This is a genomic window from Serratia sp. 506_PEND (genome assembly GCF_001076875.1).
GTDB classification, from domain to species: domain Bacteria; phylum Pseudomonadota; class Gammaproteobacteria; order Enterobacterales; family Enterobacteriaceae; genus Serratia; species Serratia marcescens.
In genome coordinates this window covers 1-16,214 of the sequence record NZ_JVEL01000421.1, presented here as the reverse complement: position 1 = coordinate 16,214, position 16,214 = coordinate 1, and the positions used below count along the sequence as shown (strand labels likewise).

General features: G+C 56.8%; 14 protein-coding genes and 1 pseudogene. 9 read left to right on the top strand and 6 right to left on the bottom strand.

Features of this window, described 5'->3' with window-relative positions; all coding sequences use genetic code 11:
- Positions 1-255: 255 nt before the first annotated feature.
- Complete coding sequence (locus tag ADK28_RS15920) at positions 256-1,152, bottom strand: LysR family transcriptional regulator (protein ID WP_033640898.1); 897 nt, start codon at positions 1,150-1,152, stop codon at positions 256-258.
- Positions 1,153-1,284: 132 nt separating this feature from the next.
- Here ADK28_RS15920 and ADK28_RS15915 point away from each other — a divergent pair, with 132 nt between their 5' ends.
- A complete protein-coding gene (locus ADK28_RS15915) occupies positions 1,285-2,016 on the top strand; it encodes an isochorismatase family protein (protein WP_048796067.1) in 732 nt (243 codons plus the stop codon).
- A gap of 31 nt (positions 2,017-2,047) precedes the next feature.
- Here the strand turns inward: ADK28_RS15915 and ADK28_RS15910 are convergent, their stop codons facing one another.
- The gene (locus ADK28_RS15910; RefSeq protein ID WP_048796066.1) at positions 2,048-2,395 is read right to left on the bottom strand and encodes an antibiotic biosynthesis monooxygenase family protein; all 348 of its coding nucleotides are present in this window, start codon (positions 2,393-2,395) and stop codon (positions 2,048-2,050) included.
- A gap of 175 nt (positions 2,396-2,570) precedes the next feature.
- Here ADK28_RS15910 and ADK28_RS15905 point away from each other — a divergent pair, with 175 nt between their 5' ends.
- From ADK28_RS15905 to ADK28_RS15885, 5 genes and pseudogenes are all read left to right on the top strand, one after another.
- Positions 2,571-3,254, top strand: a complete 684-nt coding sequence (locus ADK28_RS15905; RefSeq protein WP_048796065.1) for an ArsR/SmtB family transcription factor — start codon at positions 2,571-2,573, stop codon at positions 3,252-3,254.
- A gap of 74 nt (positions 3,255-3,328) precedes the next feature.
- Positions 3,329-4,036, top strand: coding sequence for a glutathione S-transferase N-terminal domain-containing protein (locus tag ADK28_RS15900; RefSeq protein WP_033640902.1), 708 nt, complete (start codon positions 3,329-3,331; stop codon positions 4,034-4,036).
- 132 nt (positions 4,037-4,168) lie between these two features.
- Positions 4,169-5,596, top strand: coding sequence for an alkaline phosphatase (gene phoA / locus ADK28_RS15895; RefSeq protein WP_033640903.1), 1,428 nt, complete (start codon positions 4,169-4,171; stop codon positions 5,594-5,596).
- A gap of 461 nt (positions 5,597-6,057) precedes the next feature.
- Positions 6,058-7,616, top strand: a pseudogene (mqo, locus tag ADK28_RS15890) (malate dehydrogenase (quinone)).
- Positions 7,617-7,821: 205 nt separating this feature from the next.
- Complete coding sequence (locus ADK28_RS15885; protein WP_004939075.1) at positions 7,822-8,280, top strand: helix-turn-helix domain-containing protein; 459 nt, start codon at positions 7,822-7,824, stop codon at positions 8,278-8,280.
- A 75-nt stretch (positions 8,281-8,355) separates the two neighbouring features.
- Here the strand turns inward: ADK28_RS15885 and ADK28_RS15880 are convergent, their stop codons facing one another.
- The 4 genes from ADK28_RS15880 to ADK28_RS15865 form a co-directional block, all read right to left on the bottom strand.
- Positions 8,356-9,396, bottom strand: a complete 1,041-nt coding sequence (locus ADK28_RS15880) for a fimbrial protein (RefSeq protein ID WP_016928480.1) — start codon at positions 9,394-9,396, stop codon at positions 8,356-8,358.
- 11 nt (positions 9,397-9,407) lie between these two features.
- Entirely contained in the window at positions 9,408-12,023 is a 2,616-nt protein-coding gene (locus ADK28_RS15875; protein WP_033640906.1) for a fimbria/pilus outer membrane usher protein, read from the bottom strand.
- A gap of 27 nt (positions 12,024-12,050) precedes the next feature.
- Complete coding sequence (locus tag ADK28_RS15870; RefSeq protein WP_016928482.1) at positions 12,051-12,734, bottom strand: fimbrial biogenesis chaperone; 684 nt, start codon at positions 12,732-12,734, stop codon at positions 12,051-12,053.
- A 66-nt stretch (positions 12,735-12,800) separates the two neighbouring features.
- Positions 12,801-13,328 carry a fimbrial protein gene (locus ADK28_RS15865; RefSeq protein WP_004939088.1) on the bottom strand — a complete coding sequence of 176 codons (528 nt, stop codon included), beginning with the start codon at positions 13,326-13,328 and terminating at the stop codon, positions 12,801-12,803.
- A 514-nt stretch (positions 13,329-13,842) separates the two neighbouring features.
- Between ADK28_RS15865 and ADK28_RS15860 the strand changes: the two genes are divergently transcribed.
- The 3 genes from ADK28_RS15860 to ADK28_RS15850 all read left to right on the top strand — a co-directional run.
- Entirely contained in the window at positions 13,843-14,559 is a 717-nt protein-coding gene (locus ADK28_RS15860; RefSeq protein ID WP_016928483.1) for an EAL domain-containing protein, read from the top strand.
- A 21-nt stretch (positions 14,560-14,580) separates the two neighbouring features.
- Positions 14,581-15,171 (top strand): LuxR family transcriptional regulator, encoded by a 591-nt coding sequence (locus ADK28_RS15855; RefSeq protein ID WP_004939094.1) that lies wholly within the window; start codon positions 14,581-14,583, stop codon positions 15,169-15,171.
- Positions 15,172-15,351: 180 nt separating this feature from the next.
- Positions 15,352-16,214, top strand: an 863-nt coding sequence (locus tag ADK28_RS15850; protein ID WP_048796064.1) for an FMN-binding glutamate synthase family protein, incomplete at its 3' end; no start/stop codon positions are given.

Sequence of the window (16,214 nt, the reverse complement as noted above, 5' to 3'; positions counted from 1 at the left end):
ATTCATTCCACCGCTGCGCCAGCGTCGATTTCCCTGCGCCGGCCTTGCCGCACATCAGGTGTAAAACTGCAGGGTAGGTTTGCATGACGTTCTCCGGTCGTTGCCGGAAGGGGATAAAAAAAACCCGCCTGCCGGCGGGTTTTTTATTGGCGACACACGCGCTATCCCACCACACGAAGCATGGTGATAATAATTTGCGCGAATGGGCGATAGGATCTTTTCATAACTAAGGAATATGACAACCGTACGCCGTTGTCAATTCGCCGTCATCAATCCCTGTTCTCGCACAAACTCGGTGAATAAACTCACTTTCTGCTGCACATGCCGGCGCGTCGGGTAAACCGCGAAGACCTGATGCACGTCGGCAATCTGTTCAGGGAACAGCCGCACCAGTCTGCCGGCAGCGATCTCGGGATCCGCCACAAACGACGGCAGCGAACCGATGCCCAGTCCCGCCATCAGCATATCCCGCAGCATCAGGCTGTTGTTGGCGATCAGCCGGGGAGTGAACGTCACGCTCAGGCTCTCCTCGCCAGCGGTGAACTGCCACTGCCCCGGCTTTTCCGCCAGGGAATAGGCCAGACAGCTGTGTCGCTGCAATTCATTGGGCGTTTGCGGCACGCCGTGCTGCGCCAAATAGCCGGGCGCGGCGCAAATTCGCTGATGCACGTCACCCAGCGCCCGGGCGCTGAGGGAAGAATCCGGCAGTCGGCGGCGAATGCGCAAGGAAATATCGAAACCGGCCGCCACCACGTCCAATACCCTGTCGTCCAGCGTCAGTTCCACCTGCAGCTGCGGGTAACGTTGCATAAACGGCGGCAGCAGCGGCGACAGCACCGTCAGGCCGAACGAGAGCGGCGCATTGACCCGCAGCGTGCCGGAGACCTGCTGCGCGCTGGCGGCAACCGTCTGCTCCAGCGCGTCGAACTCGCCAAGCAACCGGCAGGCTTCCTGGTAATAGAGCTGCCCGGCTTCGGTCAGGCTCATGCTGCGGGTGGTGCGCACCAGCAACAGCGTCCCCAACCGACTTTCCAACTGCTTAATCTGCTTGCTCAACGCCGCCGGCGTGATCGCCAGATCCTCCGCCGCCTTATAGAAACTGTTGCGCTCAACCACCCGGCGAAAGGCGCGCATCGTCAGTAGCACGTCCATATTATGTCCTACAGGTTAATTATTAATTCAATAAAACACAGATTATTAACCTCAACAACCTCAGTAGACTTTATTCAACCGCTTCCCTGAGTGGGAAGCGAATTTAATCTACTGATAATCATGGAGTTAATAATGAAAAAGACCCTGTTCGCCCTGATGCTCGGCCTGAGCGCCGCCACCGCCCCCGTCGCCGCGCTGGCGCAATCCCCCGCCGCCGATAGCCGCCAGGCGGGTTATGTGCAACCGCTGACCGCCGACAACAGCCTGTTGCTGCTGGTCGATCTGCAGGACATGTTCGGCATGACCATTTCCTCTATCGATCAAACCAATCTGGTGAATAACGCCGCCGGCATCGCCAAGGCCGCCAAGGTGTTCAACGTGCCGACCATTCTGGCCTCGGCCAACGCCAAAAGCTTCGCCGGGCCGGTATTCCAGCAGGTGACGCAGGCACGCCCGGACCTGCAGGTGTACGATCGCACCGCCATCAACGTCTGGCAGGATCGGCGCGTGGTGGATCTGATCAAACAATCCGGCCGCAAGAAAATCATCATCGGCGGGCTGTGGACCGCCAGCTGCGTGATGCTGCCGGCGCTGTCCGCTCTGGGCGAGGGGTATGAGGTCTACATATTGTCGGACGTCACCGGCGACATTACGCCAGATAGCCAAAACAACGCCATGCAGCGCCTGATACAGGCGGGCGCCACCCCTATCAACTGGGTGGCGTTGATGCTGGAATGGCAGCAGGACTGGAGCCGCAAAGCCACGGCGGGAGGCGTATTGCAGATCGCCCGCGACCACGGCGCCGCCTGGGGGATGGGCGCCAGTTACGCCGGGGCGATGAAGGTGGGCAGCGAAGCGAAATAGCGGACGAAAGCCCGCCGCAGGCGGGCTTTTTTCAGGTGCGATGATAGCAACGGCTATCCTGCGGCGCCTGGTCGCGGCTCTCCAGCCCGTAGTCCCGCACCACCTCCGCCACCCGCAGCCGGTACTGCGCCAACACCTCGCCACGGCCGCGCGCCTGCGCCGCCCGGTGCTGTTCGAGATTGCGCCACTGTTGCACCGCCGCCTCGTCGCGCCAGAAGGAGAGCGACAACAGGCGCTCGGGATCGGCCAGGCTTTGAAAGCGCTCGATGGAAATGAATCCGTCGATCTGCGCCAGCAGCGGCTTCAGCGCCGCCGCCAACTCCAGGTAGGTCTCCCGCTGCCCGTCGGCGGCCTGCAGTTCAAAAATCACGGCGATCATCCTCGTCTCCTCTCAACGGTAAAATTCCGGCACGCGCGCATTGAACGAACGGCGCCACTGCACCGATTTCAACGCCCGCTCATCAATATCCAGCGAACGCAGACACACAGCACCAGAGTGCGATAACCACAGGTTAGCGATGGACGAGCAGTCATACTTCGTCTAACCTCGAAGTATGCATAACATCGAGATAGAAGATCGTTTAGCGGCGCTGAGCGCCGCCATCGCCGACCGCACCCGGGCACGCATGCTGTGCCTGTTGATGGACGGGCGCGCCTACACCGCCACCGAGCTCAGCGCGGCGGTCGAGGTCGCCCCGTCTACCGCCAGCGCACACCTGGCGAAACTGCTGGAGCAGCGGCTGATTGCCTGCGTCAAACAGGGGCGCTACCGCTATTTCCGGCTGGCCGGGCAACCGGTGGCCGCAGCGCTGGAGGGCCTGATGGCGCTGGCGGGCGTGCCGCGCCCATCGGTGAAGAGCAGCACGCCTACCTCGCTGCAGTATGCCCGCACCTGCTACGACCATATGGCGGGCGAGGTGGCGGTGAAGCTGCACGATCGGCTGCATGCGCTGAACTGGCTGACCGGCGAAGAAGACTACCGGTTAAGCGACACCGGTCAGGCCGCGCTGACGCGGCTGGGCGTCGATTGCTCGCCCGCCCCCACCCGCCGCCGCTTCGCCTGCGGGTGCCTGGACTGGAGCGAACGCCGATCTCACCTCGGCGGCGCGCTGGGCGCCGCGCTGTTGGCCGCCTTTATCCAACGCGGCTGGATCCTTCGCCGGCTCGACAGCCGTGAGCTGCAGCTGACCCCCGCCGGTAAAAAAGCGCTGGCCGCACATTTTGACCTCACGGTGTAACCCGGCGACAGGGTAGTTTTACTGCAATACTCTAGGGGTACGCTTAAGCGACCCCGCCAACCCGAGGAGTTTCCATGCTCGATTCCACCCAATTCCCGATCGTCAAACGCTGGCCGGCTCAACATCCGGAACGGCTGCAGCTCTACTCTCTGCCGACGCCGAACGGCGTCAAAGTGTCCATCATGCTGGAAGAGATCGGCCTGCCTTATGAAGCGCACTTGATCGACATCGGCAACAACGAGACCTGGACGCCGGAATTCCTGGCGCTGAACCCGAACGGCAAGATCCCGGCGATCATCGATCCCGACGGCCCCGGCGGCCGGCCGCTGCCGCTGTTCGAATCCGGCGCCATTCTGCTCTACCTGGCGGAAAAGAGCGGCCGTTTCCTGCCGCAGGATCCGGCGCAGCGTTACGAAACCATTCAGTGGGTGTTCTTCCAGATGGCCGCCGTCGGCCCGATGTTCGGCCAGCTCGGTTTCTTCCATAAATTCGCCGGGCGCGAATATGAAGACAAGCGGCCGCTGGAGCGCTACAAAAACGAATCGAAACGCCTGCTCGGCGTGCTGGAAACGCGCCTGGAGGGCCGCGACTGGATCATGGGCGCGGAGTACACCATCGCCGATATCTCGCTGCTGGGCTGGGTGCGCAACCTGATCGGCTTCTATGAGGCGCGCGAACTGGTGGAGTTCGACAGTTTCCCGCGTGTCGCACAGTGGTTGGAGCGCGGTCTGGCGCGGCCGGCGGTGCAGCGCGGGCTGGCTATTCCGGCGCGCACGGCCTGAGACGCCAAACGGGGTGGCCGCCGGGCCATCCCGCCTTTCGCTGTCATAAAATTGTCATCCCTCTGCTCTACTCTCCTTACGTAACAATTTGATGTTATTTATATTGTTGTATTACGACAAGGAGCTTACCCCATGCAACCTGCTGTATCCCTGCTCGCCGGCGCCGTGCTGTCCGCCCTGCTCTGTTCCTCCGCCATCGCGGCGGAAACCTCGCCCAATGCTGATGGCCTGACCGAGCGCGCCGCACGCGGCAACCTCGCCGAACCGGGCGGCGCCCGTCGTCTGGCCGGCGATCAGACCGCCGCGCTGAAGGCGTCGCTGTCGGACAAAACGGCGAAAAACGTGATACTGCTGATCGGCGACGGCATGGGGGATTCCGAGATCACCGCCGCGCGCAACTACGCTGAAGGCGCAGGCGGTTACTTCAAGGGCATCGACGCCCTGCCGCTGACCGGGCAATACACCCACTACTCGCTGGACAAGAAAACCCGCAAGCCGGATTACGTGACCGATTCCGCCGCCTCCGCCACCGCCTGGACCACCGGGGTGAAAACCTATAACGGCGCGCTCGGCGTGGACGTGAACGGTAAAGATCAGCCGACGCTGCTGGAGATCGCCAAAGCGGCCGGCAAGGCCACCGGCAACGTCTCCACCGCCGAGTTGCAAGACGCTACGCCGGCGGCGCTGGTGTCGCACGTCACCTCGCGCAAATGCTACGGCCCGGAGGAAACCAGCGAGAAATGCGCCGCTAACGCGCTGGAAAACGGCGGCCGCGGCTCCATCACCGAGCAGCTGCTGAAAACCCGCGCCGACGTCACGCTGGGCGGCGGCGCGAAGTCCTTTAACCAGCTGGCGAAAAGCGGCGAATGGCAAGGAAAATCGCTGAAAGATCAGGCGGCGGCGCAGGGTTACCAGTGGGTGAGCAACGCGGATGAACTGCAGGCCGTTACGTTGGCCAACCAGCAAAAACCGCTGCTGGGCCTGTTCGCCGACGGCAACATGCCGGTGCGCTGGTTGGGGCCGAAAGCCAGCTATCACGGCAACCTCGACAAGCCGGCGGTAACCTGCGAAAACAACCCGGCGCGCACCGCGGCCACGCCAACGCTGGCGGCGATGACCGAAAAAGCGATCGCGCTGTTGAAAGATAACCCGAATGGCTTCTTCCTGCAGGTCGAGGGCGCGTCGATCGATAAGCAGGATCACGCCGCCAACCCGTGCGGGCAGATTGGTGAAACCGTCGATCTGGACGAAGCGGTGCAAAAAGCGCTGGCCTTCGCCCGCGCCGACGGCAACACGCTGGTGATCGTCACCGCCGACCATGCGCACTCCAGCCAGATCGTCGCCGCCGGCGCCAAAGCGCCGGGCCTGACCCAGTTGCTGACCACCAAAGACGGCGCGCCGATGACCCTCAGCTACGGCAACTCGGAAGAAGAATCGCAGGGGCACACCGGCACCCAATTGCGCGTCGCGGCCTACGGCCCGCACGCCGCCAACGTGGTGGGATTGACCGATCAGACCGATCTGTTCTTCACCATGCGCGATGCGATGGGCATCCAGTAACCGCCTGCCGCACGATGGCCGCCCGCAACGGCGGCCATTTATTATTGGTTACCGATAGGTATTTGCAATTTAACCGCAATTATTGTGTGATAACGAAATAACGTTTAATTGCGCGACAATTAACCCCCTAAAATAACGCGGTTATACGGCCTCTCCCCCCTCTTTGTTTATTACTGCGACAGCAACCGGCCTATTTTTGCTTATATTCATTTTTTTTAGTTACAAAAGTAGTTTTTAACATTCTCGCAAACAATAATACCCCGCCAGTAACGTGAACCGATCAATTTGCACCCGGACGGCCTGCAATAGTTCACTTTTCGTTAAATACCCTATTAACAAAAAGGCATTATCGCTGCCTATCGGCTCACGCCGGGCGGTCGGCTTCATTATTTTCCAGGGTAACTCCCGCTAAATTCTTTCACCTGCAATGAGTAGAATTTACACACAAGAGATTTAATTCAATGAGAAAATTACTCGTCCTGATTTTCAGTCTCAGCCTGTTTGGCGTTGCGCAGCAGGCGGCGGCTGAAGAGAAGAATAAAACCGTCGACGTGGTGTTGATCGGCGGCGGCATCATGAGCGCCACCTTGGGTACCTATCTGCATGAGCTGGAGCCGACCTGGACCATCGACATGTATGAGCGCATGAACGGCGTGGCGGAAGAGAGCTCCAACGGCTGGAACAACGCCGGTACCGGCCACTCCGCCTTCAGCGAAATGAACTACACGCCGGAAAAAGCCGATGGCACCATCGACATCAGCAAGGCGGTGAAGGTCAACGAGTCTTTCGAAATCTCCCGTCAATTCTGGTCTTATCAGGTGAAAAACAATGTCCTGAAAGATCCGAAATCCTTTATTAACAGCGTGCCGCACATGAGCTTCGTGTGGGGCGACGACAACGTCAACTTCCTGCGTAAACGCTACGCGGCGCTGCAGCACAGCACCCTGTTCCGCGGCATGGAATACTCCGAAGATCCTGCGCAAATCAAACAGTGGGCGCCACTGGTGATGAACGGCCGCGATCCGGCGCAGAAAATCGCCGCGACCCGCATGCCGCTGGGTACCGACGTTAACTTCGGCGTGATCACCCACCAGCTGGTTGACGCGCTGAGCGCCAGCGACAAGTTCAAACTGAACCTGAGCCACGAAGTGCGCGACATCAAGCGCAACGCCGATCAGACCTGGAGCGTGACCGTTGCCGATCTGAACCGCGACGGCAAAGAAACCACCGTTAACGCCAAGTTCGTGTTCATCGGCGCAGGCGGCGCATCCCTGACCCTGCTGCAGAAATCCGGCATCCCTGAAGCCGACGGCTACGGCGGCTTCCCGGTCGGCGGCCAGTTCCTGGTCACCACCAACCCGGCGATCGCCAACCAGCACCTGGCCAAAGTGTATGGCCTGGCCAGCGTAGGTTCGCCGCCGATGTCCGTGCCGCACCTGGATACCCGCATGCTGGACGGTAAGCGCGTGCTGCTGTTCGGGCCGTTCGCCACCTTCTCCAGCAAGTTCCTGAAGAACGGTTCGCTGTTCGATCTGATGCACTCGCTGAGCACCTCGAACCTGATGCCGATGACCCACGTCGGTCTGGATAACTTCGATCTGGTGAAATACCTGGTCGGCCAGCTGATGATGAACGACGACGATCGCTTCGCCGCGCTGAAAGAGTACTTCCCAGACGCCAAGCAGGCAGACTGGAAGCTGTGGACCGCAGGCCAGCGCGTGCAGATCATCAAGAAAGACGCGGATAAAGGCGGCGTGCTGCAGTTCGGCACCGAAGTCGTCAGCTCTGAAGACGGCAGCATCGCCGCTCTGCTGGGCGCTTCGCCGGGCGCTTCCNCCTGATGGAAACCGTGTTCAAAGACAAAGTGGCGACGCCGGAATGGCAGAGCAAGCTGAAAGAGATCATCCCGTCCTACGGCCACAAGCTGAACGGCGATATCGAGATGACCAACAAGATCCGCGGTTACACCAGCAGCGTACTGGGTCTGAACTACATTGAAGTGAAACCAGAAACTAACTGATTTTCCGTCACTTCCTACTTAAAAGGCCGCTTTATGCGGCCTTTCTTTTATCCCCCTGCCATTCAAAGAGCATTTTTGGCCACCTTTTTACCCCCGGTTTACCCTTGCGTAACGGCGCACTCACGCCTATTATCAAAGAATATACTTGGATAATTAAGCTAAGTCACTGTGACCTGAATGTCGTTTTTGCGGGAGAACTAAAACCATGGATCGCGTCAATATCATTCACGATTTACTAGACTGGATTGAAACTCATCTGGATCAGCCGCTGCTGCTGGATAACGTCGCCGCCAAGTCGGGCTACTCCAAATGGCACCTGCAGCGCATGTTCCGCAGCACCACCGGCCACGCGCTCGGCAGTTATATCCGCGAGCGGCGCCTGTCGCAGGCGGCGCAGGCGCTGCGCTCCACCCCACGCCCGATCCTGGATATCGCCCTGCAATACCATTTCGACTCTCAGCCTTCGTTCTCGCGCGCCTTCAAGAAACAGTTCGGCAAAACCCCAGCAGTGTATCGCCGCACCACCCGCTGGGACGTCGCAGAATGGCCGGCGCAGCCGATAGAAATGCAGGCCGAACCGCGCCATGATGCCCCTACGCTGCCCCGTTGGTACGCCGGCAAACCGCCGGAAGGCGTTTGCACCAGCTGGATGGGGCTGCGTTGATCAGCGCGGTATAAGGCACAAAAAAGGGTTCAGTTCGCGAGAACTGAACCCTTTCTTTATTGACCAGGCACCGAATTATTTGAAGGTGACGTCAATATTCGCCGATGCGCTGAACGGCCCCACTTTCGGGTTGGTGCTCAACCATTTCAGGCTGGCCATAAAGTTCTTTTCAACGATGGTGCCGTTGACCAGGCCCAGATCGACCGGGCTGTTCATCATGATCGGCGTATTTGGCGTCGCCGCCTGCGAGATCAAAATACCGAAGCCGCTGTCGCTGGTCGGCAGGATCACGCTGTTATCCTGCAGCGGATAAGTGCTGCTGAAGCTGGCCTGCAGCGTCTCCCCCTGGCAGTCCTGTCCGGTCGTCGGATCGGACATATTGGCGGCCACCGAGAACGGCACCTGTTTCTCGATTTTGCCCACCACCGCATTCTGACGCGGGATAGTGCCGAAGTTCACCGTCGAACCGTTGTTGGCCACCACGGTGATTTTCGGGTTGCAGGAAATAAACTGAATGTTGCCCAGCCCGGAAATGTAGGCGTTAAAGTTGCTGTTCGGCGTGCCGTTCAAGCCGCCGACGCCATCAACCTGGAACACCGAGTACGAGTTGTTGTCGTTGATCTTGCCGCCGGCCGGCGGCGCCTTGCCGGTTGCTTTAATATAGATGGCGTAAGACACGGTTACCGTCAGCGATCTGGCCGGAGACAAACAACGGCTGCCCGAACGGCGGCATTCCGTGCCGGGACCGACGTCCTGACGTGCGCCTTTAGTCGGTTTGACATCGATCCCCTGATAAGTGACACCCACTTCGATCGAATTATGGATCTGACTCATCCGGGACTGCGGATCCCAGTACAGGTAGGCATTTTCCCCTTTCGGGTTGTTCCAGTCATCCGTACATTGGAAGGTCGAGGTAAAGGTCTGCGAACGCCACAGCAACGCGCCCGGCGCGGTATTGGCGGTCGACACCTTGATGGCTTTATCCAGCACGATATCCTGGCGAATGCTGCCGTTCTGCTTACACGACAGCGCATAGCTGCTCTGCGAAAACGCGCCCAGCGTGACCAGCAGCCCAGCCGCCAACCCGAGATTCTTGTGCTTTAACAAAGAAGACATATCCTTTCCTTTTACGGTTTTCCGCAGGTCAGCGAAAGTTCCTGATAACCCATCAGCTGTTCGGTCGCCGCTTTCAATTCCGGCACCACCAGTGAACAGCTTTCGCCCGCGTCGTTGCCCCATTTCACCAGCAGGCGATCCCCTGCGGAAGCCCCTGAAATATAAATATCGCCGTTGGTACCGACAGTACCGTTGTTCTTGCCGTCCGCACTGAAGACGTTGGCGCCAATCGGCGGTACGCTGCCGTCGGCCATCTTGCTGTGTACCAACAGGCTTTGGCCCGTGTGCGTTTCAAACTTCACGCGGGTGATTGCGCCGTAAGTCGGCACCACGTCTCTCGCCGCCATCGGGATATCCAGGCCGTTGCCGATATCTTCGGTGCGCAGCGCCACGCGGTTATGGCGGTATGGCGACGCAGAGGTCATCACCGCGTAACCGAAGCGGTCGATGGCGACACCCGGTTGGTTTTCGATACGAACGCCCTTGGCGTCTTTGGCTTCCACCAGCACAAACGTATTCTGCAGCGGCTGGGTCAACGTCACGCCGCCGGAGTGTGCGACGATGCCGCCCGCCACGCCCAACGAAGACTGCTGATAATCTTTGCTGTAGCTATAACCAGCATTGATGGTCCCCATGCTGCCCTGATAACCGACGTTGGCCGAGCTGGTTTGGCCCGAATAACGATCATGACCGCTTTGCACCGCATAGTTCAAGCGGTTGTCATCCAGCGCGGTGCCGCTCAGGCCGGCGCTGTAGGTATTGCCGCTCTGCTTGCTGTGGCCGGCGTTGAAGCTGGCGGTCATGTCCGACGAATCCTTGCTGAAGAAGCTGAACGGAATCGATACGGTCAGGTTGACGCTGCGGTCTTTATAGCCGTAGTTGCTGCGGCTGTCCTGATAGAAGACGCCATAGCTGATATTTTTATAGCTGCTGTTGAAACCGGTTTGTACGGTGCGGTCTTCGCCGGATCCGCCCCAGTAAGACTGGTTGCTGAGGTTGGCGTACAGCGTCGAATTACCGGCGATGCGCTGGTTGACAGACAGCTCAACGCGCTGGCGTTTGTTGTTGAAACGGCTGGTGTAATAGCTGCGACGGCGAGATTCCGCCCAGTCCGGCACGCCCAGGTTGCGATCGTTTTGATCGTAGTAATCGTTACGGTAATAACCGTTCTCATAGCGTTCGCGCTCGGCAACCGCATCGGAGAAATCATAATAGCCGGAGGTCGAGTAACGGTAACCGGCAATGCGGAATTCCGTCCCCCAATCGTTGAGCGACTTGGAATACAGGAAACGGAAACTCTCCCCCTGCTTGTCATCGCCGTTCACCAGGTTGGTGTCGGAATAGGACATATCAAAAGAGACAGCCCCCCAGTTCCCCAGGTTTTTACCGAGGCCCACGACCGCTGAACGGTAGTTTTCCGCCACCAGCACGCCACCGTAAGGCGTGATGTCATACGCCATACCGTGCGACAAGGTGCCTTGGACAAACTTGGGCTGATAGCGGCTGGTGCCGTCGTGGTATTTACCGGCGGTCAGCTGATAGTTCCAAATCCCTTCGCGCAGCATGTTCGGCACCGAGGAGAACGGCACGACGAAAGAGGTTCTCGAACCGTTGGCTTCGATAACCGTCACGTCCAGGTTACCGCTCAGGGTGCTTGGGAAAATGTCCGTCAGCGCAAACGGCCCTGGCGGCACGTTGGTGCTGTAAATGGTATAGCCGTTCTGACGCACTTCAACGCGCGCGTTGGTCGTCGCCACACCGCGCACCACCGGCGCATAGCCGCGCTGGCTTTCCGGCAGCATGTCGTCGGCGCTGGACATCTGCACACCGCGGAACTGAATGCTGTCGAAAACATTGTTATTAGTGTTGGTCTGGCCGATCACCAGACGGCTGCGCAGAGAAACGATGTCCGTTTCCGCCCAGCTGGAAATATTCTTCCAATGCGTACCGGCGCCCGACTGTTGGTTCAACGTCGAGTTGTTGCGCAGGCGCCAATCGCCAATATTGAGACCATTGTTAAGGCTCAGGAAGTAATAGTCGGAAGTCTTGTCGTTCTGGTTGTTGCCGTAGCGGTTATGAGTGCCGCTAAAGTTATAGTTAACAAAGCCGGCATTGATGCCGCGATCGTAAACTTTCGGCGAAATGGCGCCTTGCGGGCGCGGGATCAGAAACACCTGCGGCACTTCCAGATCCATACGCTGTACGGCGGCGTCATAGCTCAGCTTGGCGCCGGAGATCTGTTGTGGCAATGCGTAGCATTGCGCGGCACCGGCGGTGGTCAGATCGCCGGGCAGCTTTACGCCGTAATCCTGGTAGTCCACCGCCGTCAGGCACGGCGCTACCGGAGAGTCTTTGGATTCTTTCTTGAACTCGATTTCGCGGTGATCGATACGCTGCCCGTTGAGATAGATATCAAACGGATATTTACCCGGCAGAATATCATCCCCGCTGGCCAACGACGCCACCTGGGCGATATTGTCATCGCCATGGATGAAGGAAGTGTTGAACTGCTCCTCCGCCATGGCCATCTGTGAGAATGAAAAAGGCACAGCAGAAAAATAAATTACACCATTAATCAGCTTCACCAAACGTTTTGGCGCGAGGGTTGTTATTCTTTTGTGTGCCATTTCTTTCATTCCTTGAAGTGCTTCAAATCAATTCAGTGCGACGTTTTTAATCTCGGTGTGACCGCCATAGTCGTTGATATAGGTAAACGACATAGTGTTGGCTGATTGCGCCCCCTGAGGCAGGGAGATGCGCAGGCTGTCGTGTGGCTTGACCATGTCGGCGTTCACTTTCCAGCTCTTGCCGCCGCTCTTCAGGTTCAGCACGCCCAGCGTGACGAACAGCGGGCCATCGTTAGTCACGACTAAATTGCCGCCCTGGCGCTTCCACTTCAGCGCTTCCGCCTGCTGTTGCAGGTTGGTTTTCAACGAATCCGGGCGATAGAACAGTTTGATACGGGTACGGATCGCCACCTGCAGCACGTTATCTTGCTTAGGCGTTGGCGGAATTTCCTGTACGTTGACCCAGAGCAGAGATTCTCTGTCCTGCGGCAAACCGCTGCCGGAATAGATAAAACGCAAAATGGCGTCTTTCTTGGCAGCCAGCTTCAAAATGGGTGGCGTAACCACGATCGGCAAATTCTTAGGCATCTGGCTTGCATCGCCAGTATCCAGCCAGGTTTGCACCATGTAGGTATCGTCGCTGTCATTGCTGATTGAGAGCGATGCGGATTTACTTGCACTGTTATAGATGACACGCGTCGCATCAACCTGAATGCCGGCAAAGGCATTAACAGAGAATGCGAATAAAATACCAGTCAGAATTTTTTTCATCGGAATGTCTCAACTCTCAAAATTTAGCCATCCTTGGCCAATAACTCTATCTATCCTGCCAGCGAATTATTTGTATTCGATGGTGAAGGTAGCGTTAGAGTTTGCCTGACCGGCAGTTACCAGATCCTGGAAGGATTTGTAACGAGCGCGCAGGTTGAAAGTCGCAGCGCCTGGGTTATCGCCATCAGCAGCAACGGTTACGGTAGCTGGGGTAGCCACTTCCTGAGAGATTGGCAGAGTAGAACCGTTGTTATCCAGAATTTCAACGCCAACGCCAGTCGCGCCGCCAGTTACAGCCAACAGCTCTGGGTGGCCGGCTGGGGTGTTACCGTCGAAACGCAGGGTGTAGTTACCCGCTTCACATTTCTCCAGGCTGATATCGAAAGCTTTAGCACCGCTGGTAGAACCGGCAGTTGGGAAAGCGGTGGTAGGATATTTACCCAGGTAAACTTCTTTATTCTGGTCTTTATCAACAACTTTACAGGTGGACTGTACAATTTCACCGGTGAATTTAACGTTGCCGTTTGCTGCCATTGCGTTGGAAGCAGTTGCAGACAATACCAGGGCAGCCAAAGGCAATAATACTTTTTTCATTTCCAGCTCCATAGAACAATAAAATAATCGATTCAGTGGCGGGCTTATATATATATTGCCGCCACTGAGCATACACTCAGCGATAGCACTCCCTTGCTGAAAAGGAGCGTTGCCTCGATGAACTCATTGCCGGACGAAATATAGACTAAGCATATTCTTAATGTTAAATCGTTTAAAACATTCATAAGCCCCCTCTTGATAGGAATAAACTATCGGCGGATACCTATCGATCGATGTTGACGATTCATATGAATAGGAATAATCTGTGTTTGGGAAAGCTGCAGAGTTCAAGATTTTGCATTAAGGCCTGAAAATCAGAATATTATCCCGAATATTTACACTTAGTAACATATTGCGACGTTTGGACTTTGGCACAAATTACGCGTTTAATGGTCTGTCGACACGTTTCGGCCATCCTGACGCTTTAAATAAGAAATTTACCAATAAACCTGGAGTAACTTTCTTTTTAACCATTTAAAATCAACAAGTTAAATATCAATCCAAGGATTGGGAAATGAGCGGTTCTTTCAGAGAGAAAAATAACGGCATTAATTATGTTTTTCAGCCAATGTTCGCGAAATCGGGACAATTGCTGGCCGTTGAATGTCTGTCTCGCTTTACGTTTAATAGCGAATACGCCCATTTTTCTCCTGAACAGTTCTTTCGTCACGCCGACAGCGCAACCCGGATTGAGATTTTGATGGATCAGATCAATCTGATCGATAAATACAAACACTGGTTTCATGAAAACCAAGTGATAGCCACTTTGAATGTTGACGATTATTCCCTGCAATCGCTGGCGAATACTCACTTTGCCGAAAGAATTAATGCCCTGCGCTGTATTCATTTTGAGATCAGCGAGAATTCAACCCGGCTGGTGAAAGATCGCGTGCACGGCGATCCGTCATTGAATAGTTATTCATTTTGGCTCGATGATTTTGGTTCTGGCTATGCGGGTTTTTCCGCGTTGTACAACAGCCAGTTCCGCTTCGTTAAGCTCGACCGTTTTTTGCTTTGGGACTTTATGAAAAAGTCCGGCGGCGAGGGCTTGATGCGCGCGTTACTGCGCTTCTTTTACCTTAATCATTACAAGGTAATTATCGAAGGAGTTGAAACTCCCGAACACAAGAAATGGCTGGATGAAATGCCATATTACGCACTGCAGGGAAAGCTGTGGAAGGAATCCAGCATCAAGGATTTGAACTCGCTTCTTACAGCTGAATACTTTTAACTCGGTATTGGTGTTTGCCCTATGTCTAAAAACAACGTTCTTGTGATTAGTGAGTGTAAGTACAGCTATGTTGGCCTGTCGGTGCTGCTGAAGAAACACTACGGCGCGTACGATATCCGCCTGTTTTCCGATTTCATGCATGGCGGCGCCAAAGCGGAGAAGATCACCAAGCACGATATCGCGCTGATTTTCACCTCGCAAAACCTGGAACAGAGCGTCAACGTGATAGAAAGCCTGGTGTCCCTGCACCAGCAATACAACAGCAAGACGCGCCTGCTGGTGTTCTATGACGACGAGCGCGTAGTGAAACTGCTGTCGATCCTGGGGATTTCCGTTGAGTTGGTCTCCACCCGCATTCCGCTTTATTCGCTGCAGGAAAAAATCCAGCGGCTGCTGGAAAGCAAGGAACCGGGCGGCATCAGAGTGCAGAAAACCCGCGAGCTCAGCCCGGCGGAAAGCGACGTGATCTTCAATCTGCTGCGCGGCGACAGCCTGCTGCACATTGCGGAAAAACGCGGCACGCACCCGAAAACCATCTTCTCGCAAAAATACAGCGCGATGAAAAAGCTGCGGCTGCGCAGCATGAGCACCATCTTCGTCGCCGGAAAATAAACATCTTGGCTTGTTGCGCGGCACGCCGCGCGGCAACCCCCTTCCGCCAGGTTAAATTAATGTAACAACCGGCGACAAAGCAGCAACAGACACACAACATCCTCTCCTGTTGGTTACGATTTGCACACGGATTATCCGTGAGTCATGTCGTGTGGATTAAAATAAACATCAGGAGATGTTATGAAGTCGTCCTTATTCAGCCGCTATACCTGCTTTGTGCTGAGCATCTTGCTCACCCTGGTTTTCTTGATCATGATGCACAACCATCCGTGGTTCTGGCTGCCGGCCCTGGCCTGCGGTTGCCTGATGGTGCTGGGTATCTACGATCTCACGCAGCAGCGCCACGCCATCTGCCGCAACTACCCGATCATCGGCCGCCTGCGCTTCTTCTTCGAGTTCATCCGCCCGGAACTGCGCCAGTATTTCCTCGAGCAGGATAATGAAGAGATCCCGTTTTCGCGCACCCAGCGCACGCTGGTGTATCGCCGTGCGAAAAATGAGATGGGTGACAAACCGTTCGGCACCCTGCTGGACGTCTACCAAACCGGCTATGAGTGCATCGGCCACTCCATGCGGCCGGTCGAAGCCGCCGACCCAACCAGTTTCCGCATCACCATCGGCGGCGCCGATTGCCGCCAGCCCTACTCCGCGTCGATCTTCAACATTTCGGCCATGAGCTTCGGCGCGCTCTCCGCCAACGCCATCCGCGCGCTCAACCTCGGCGCGGCCAAGGGCAACTTCTACCACGACACCGGTGAGGGCAGCATCAGCCGCTATCACCGCGAAAACAACGGCGATCTGGTGTGGGAGCTGGGCAGCGGCTATTTCGGCTGCCGCACCGCCGACGGCCATTTCGATCCGCGCCGCTTTGCCGAACAGGCGCAAAGCCCGCAGGTGAAAATGATTGAAATCAAGCTCAGCCAGGGCGCTAAACCCGGCCACGGCGGCATTCTGCCGGCGAAGAAGGTGGATGCGGAAATCGCCGCCACCCGCGGCGTGCCGGAAGGCGTGGATTGCATCTCGCCGGCTTCGCACAGCGCCTT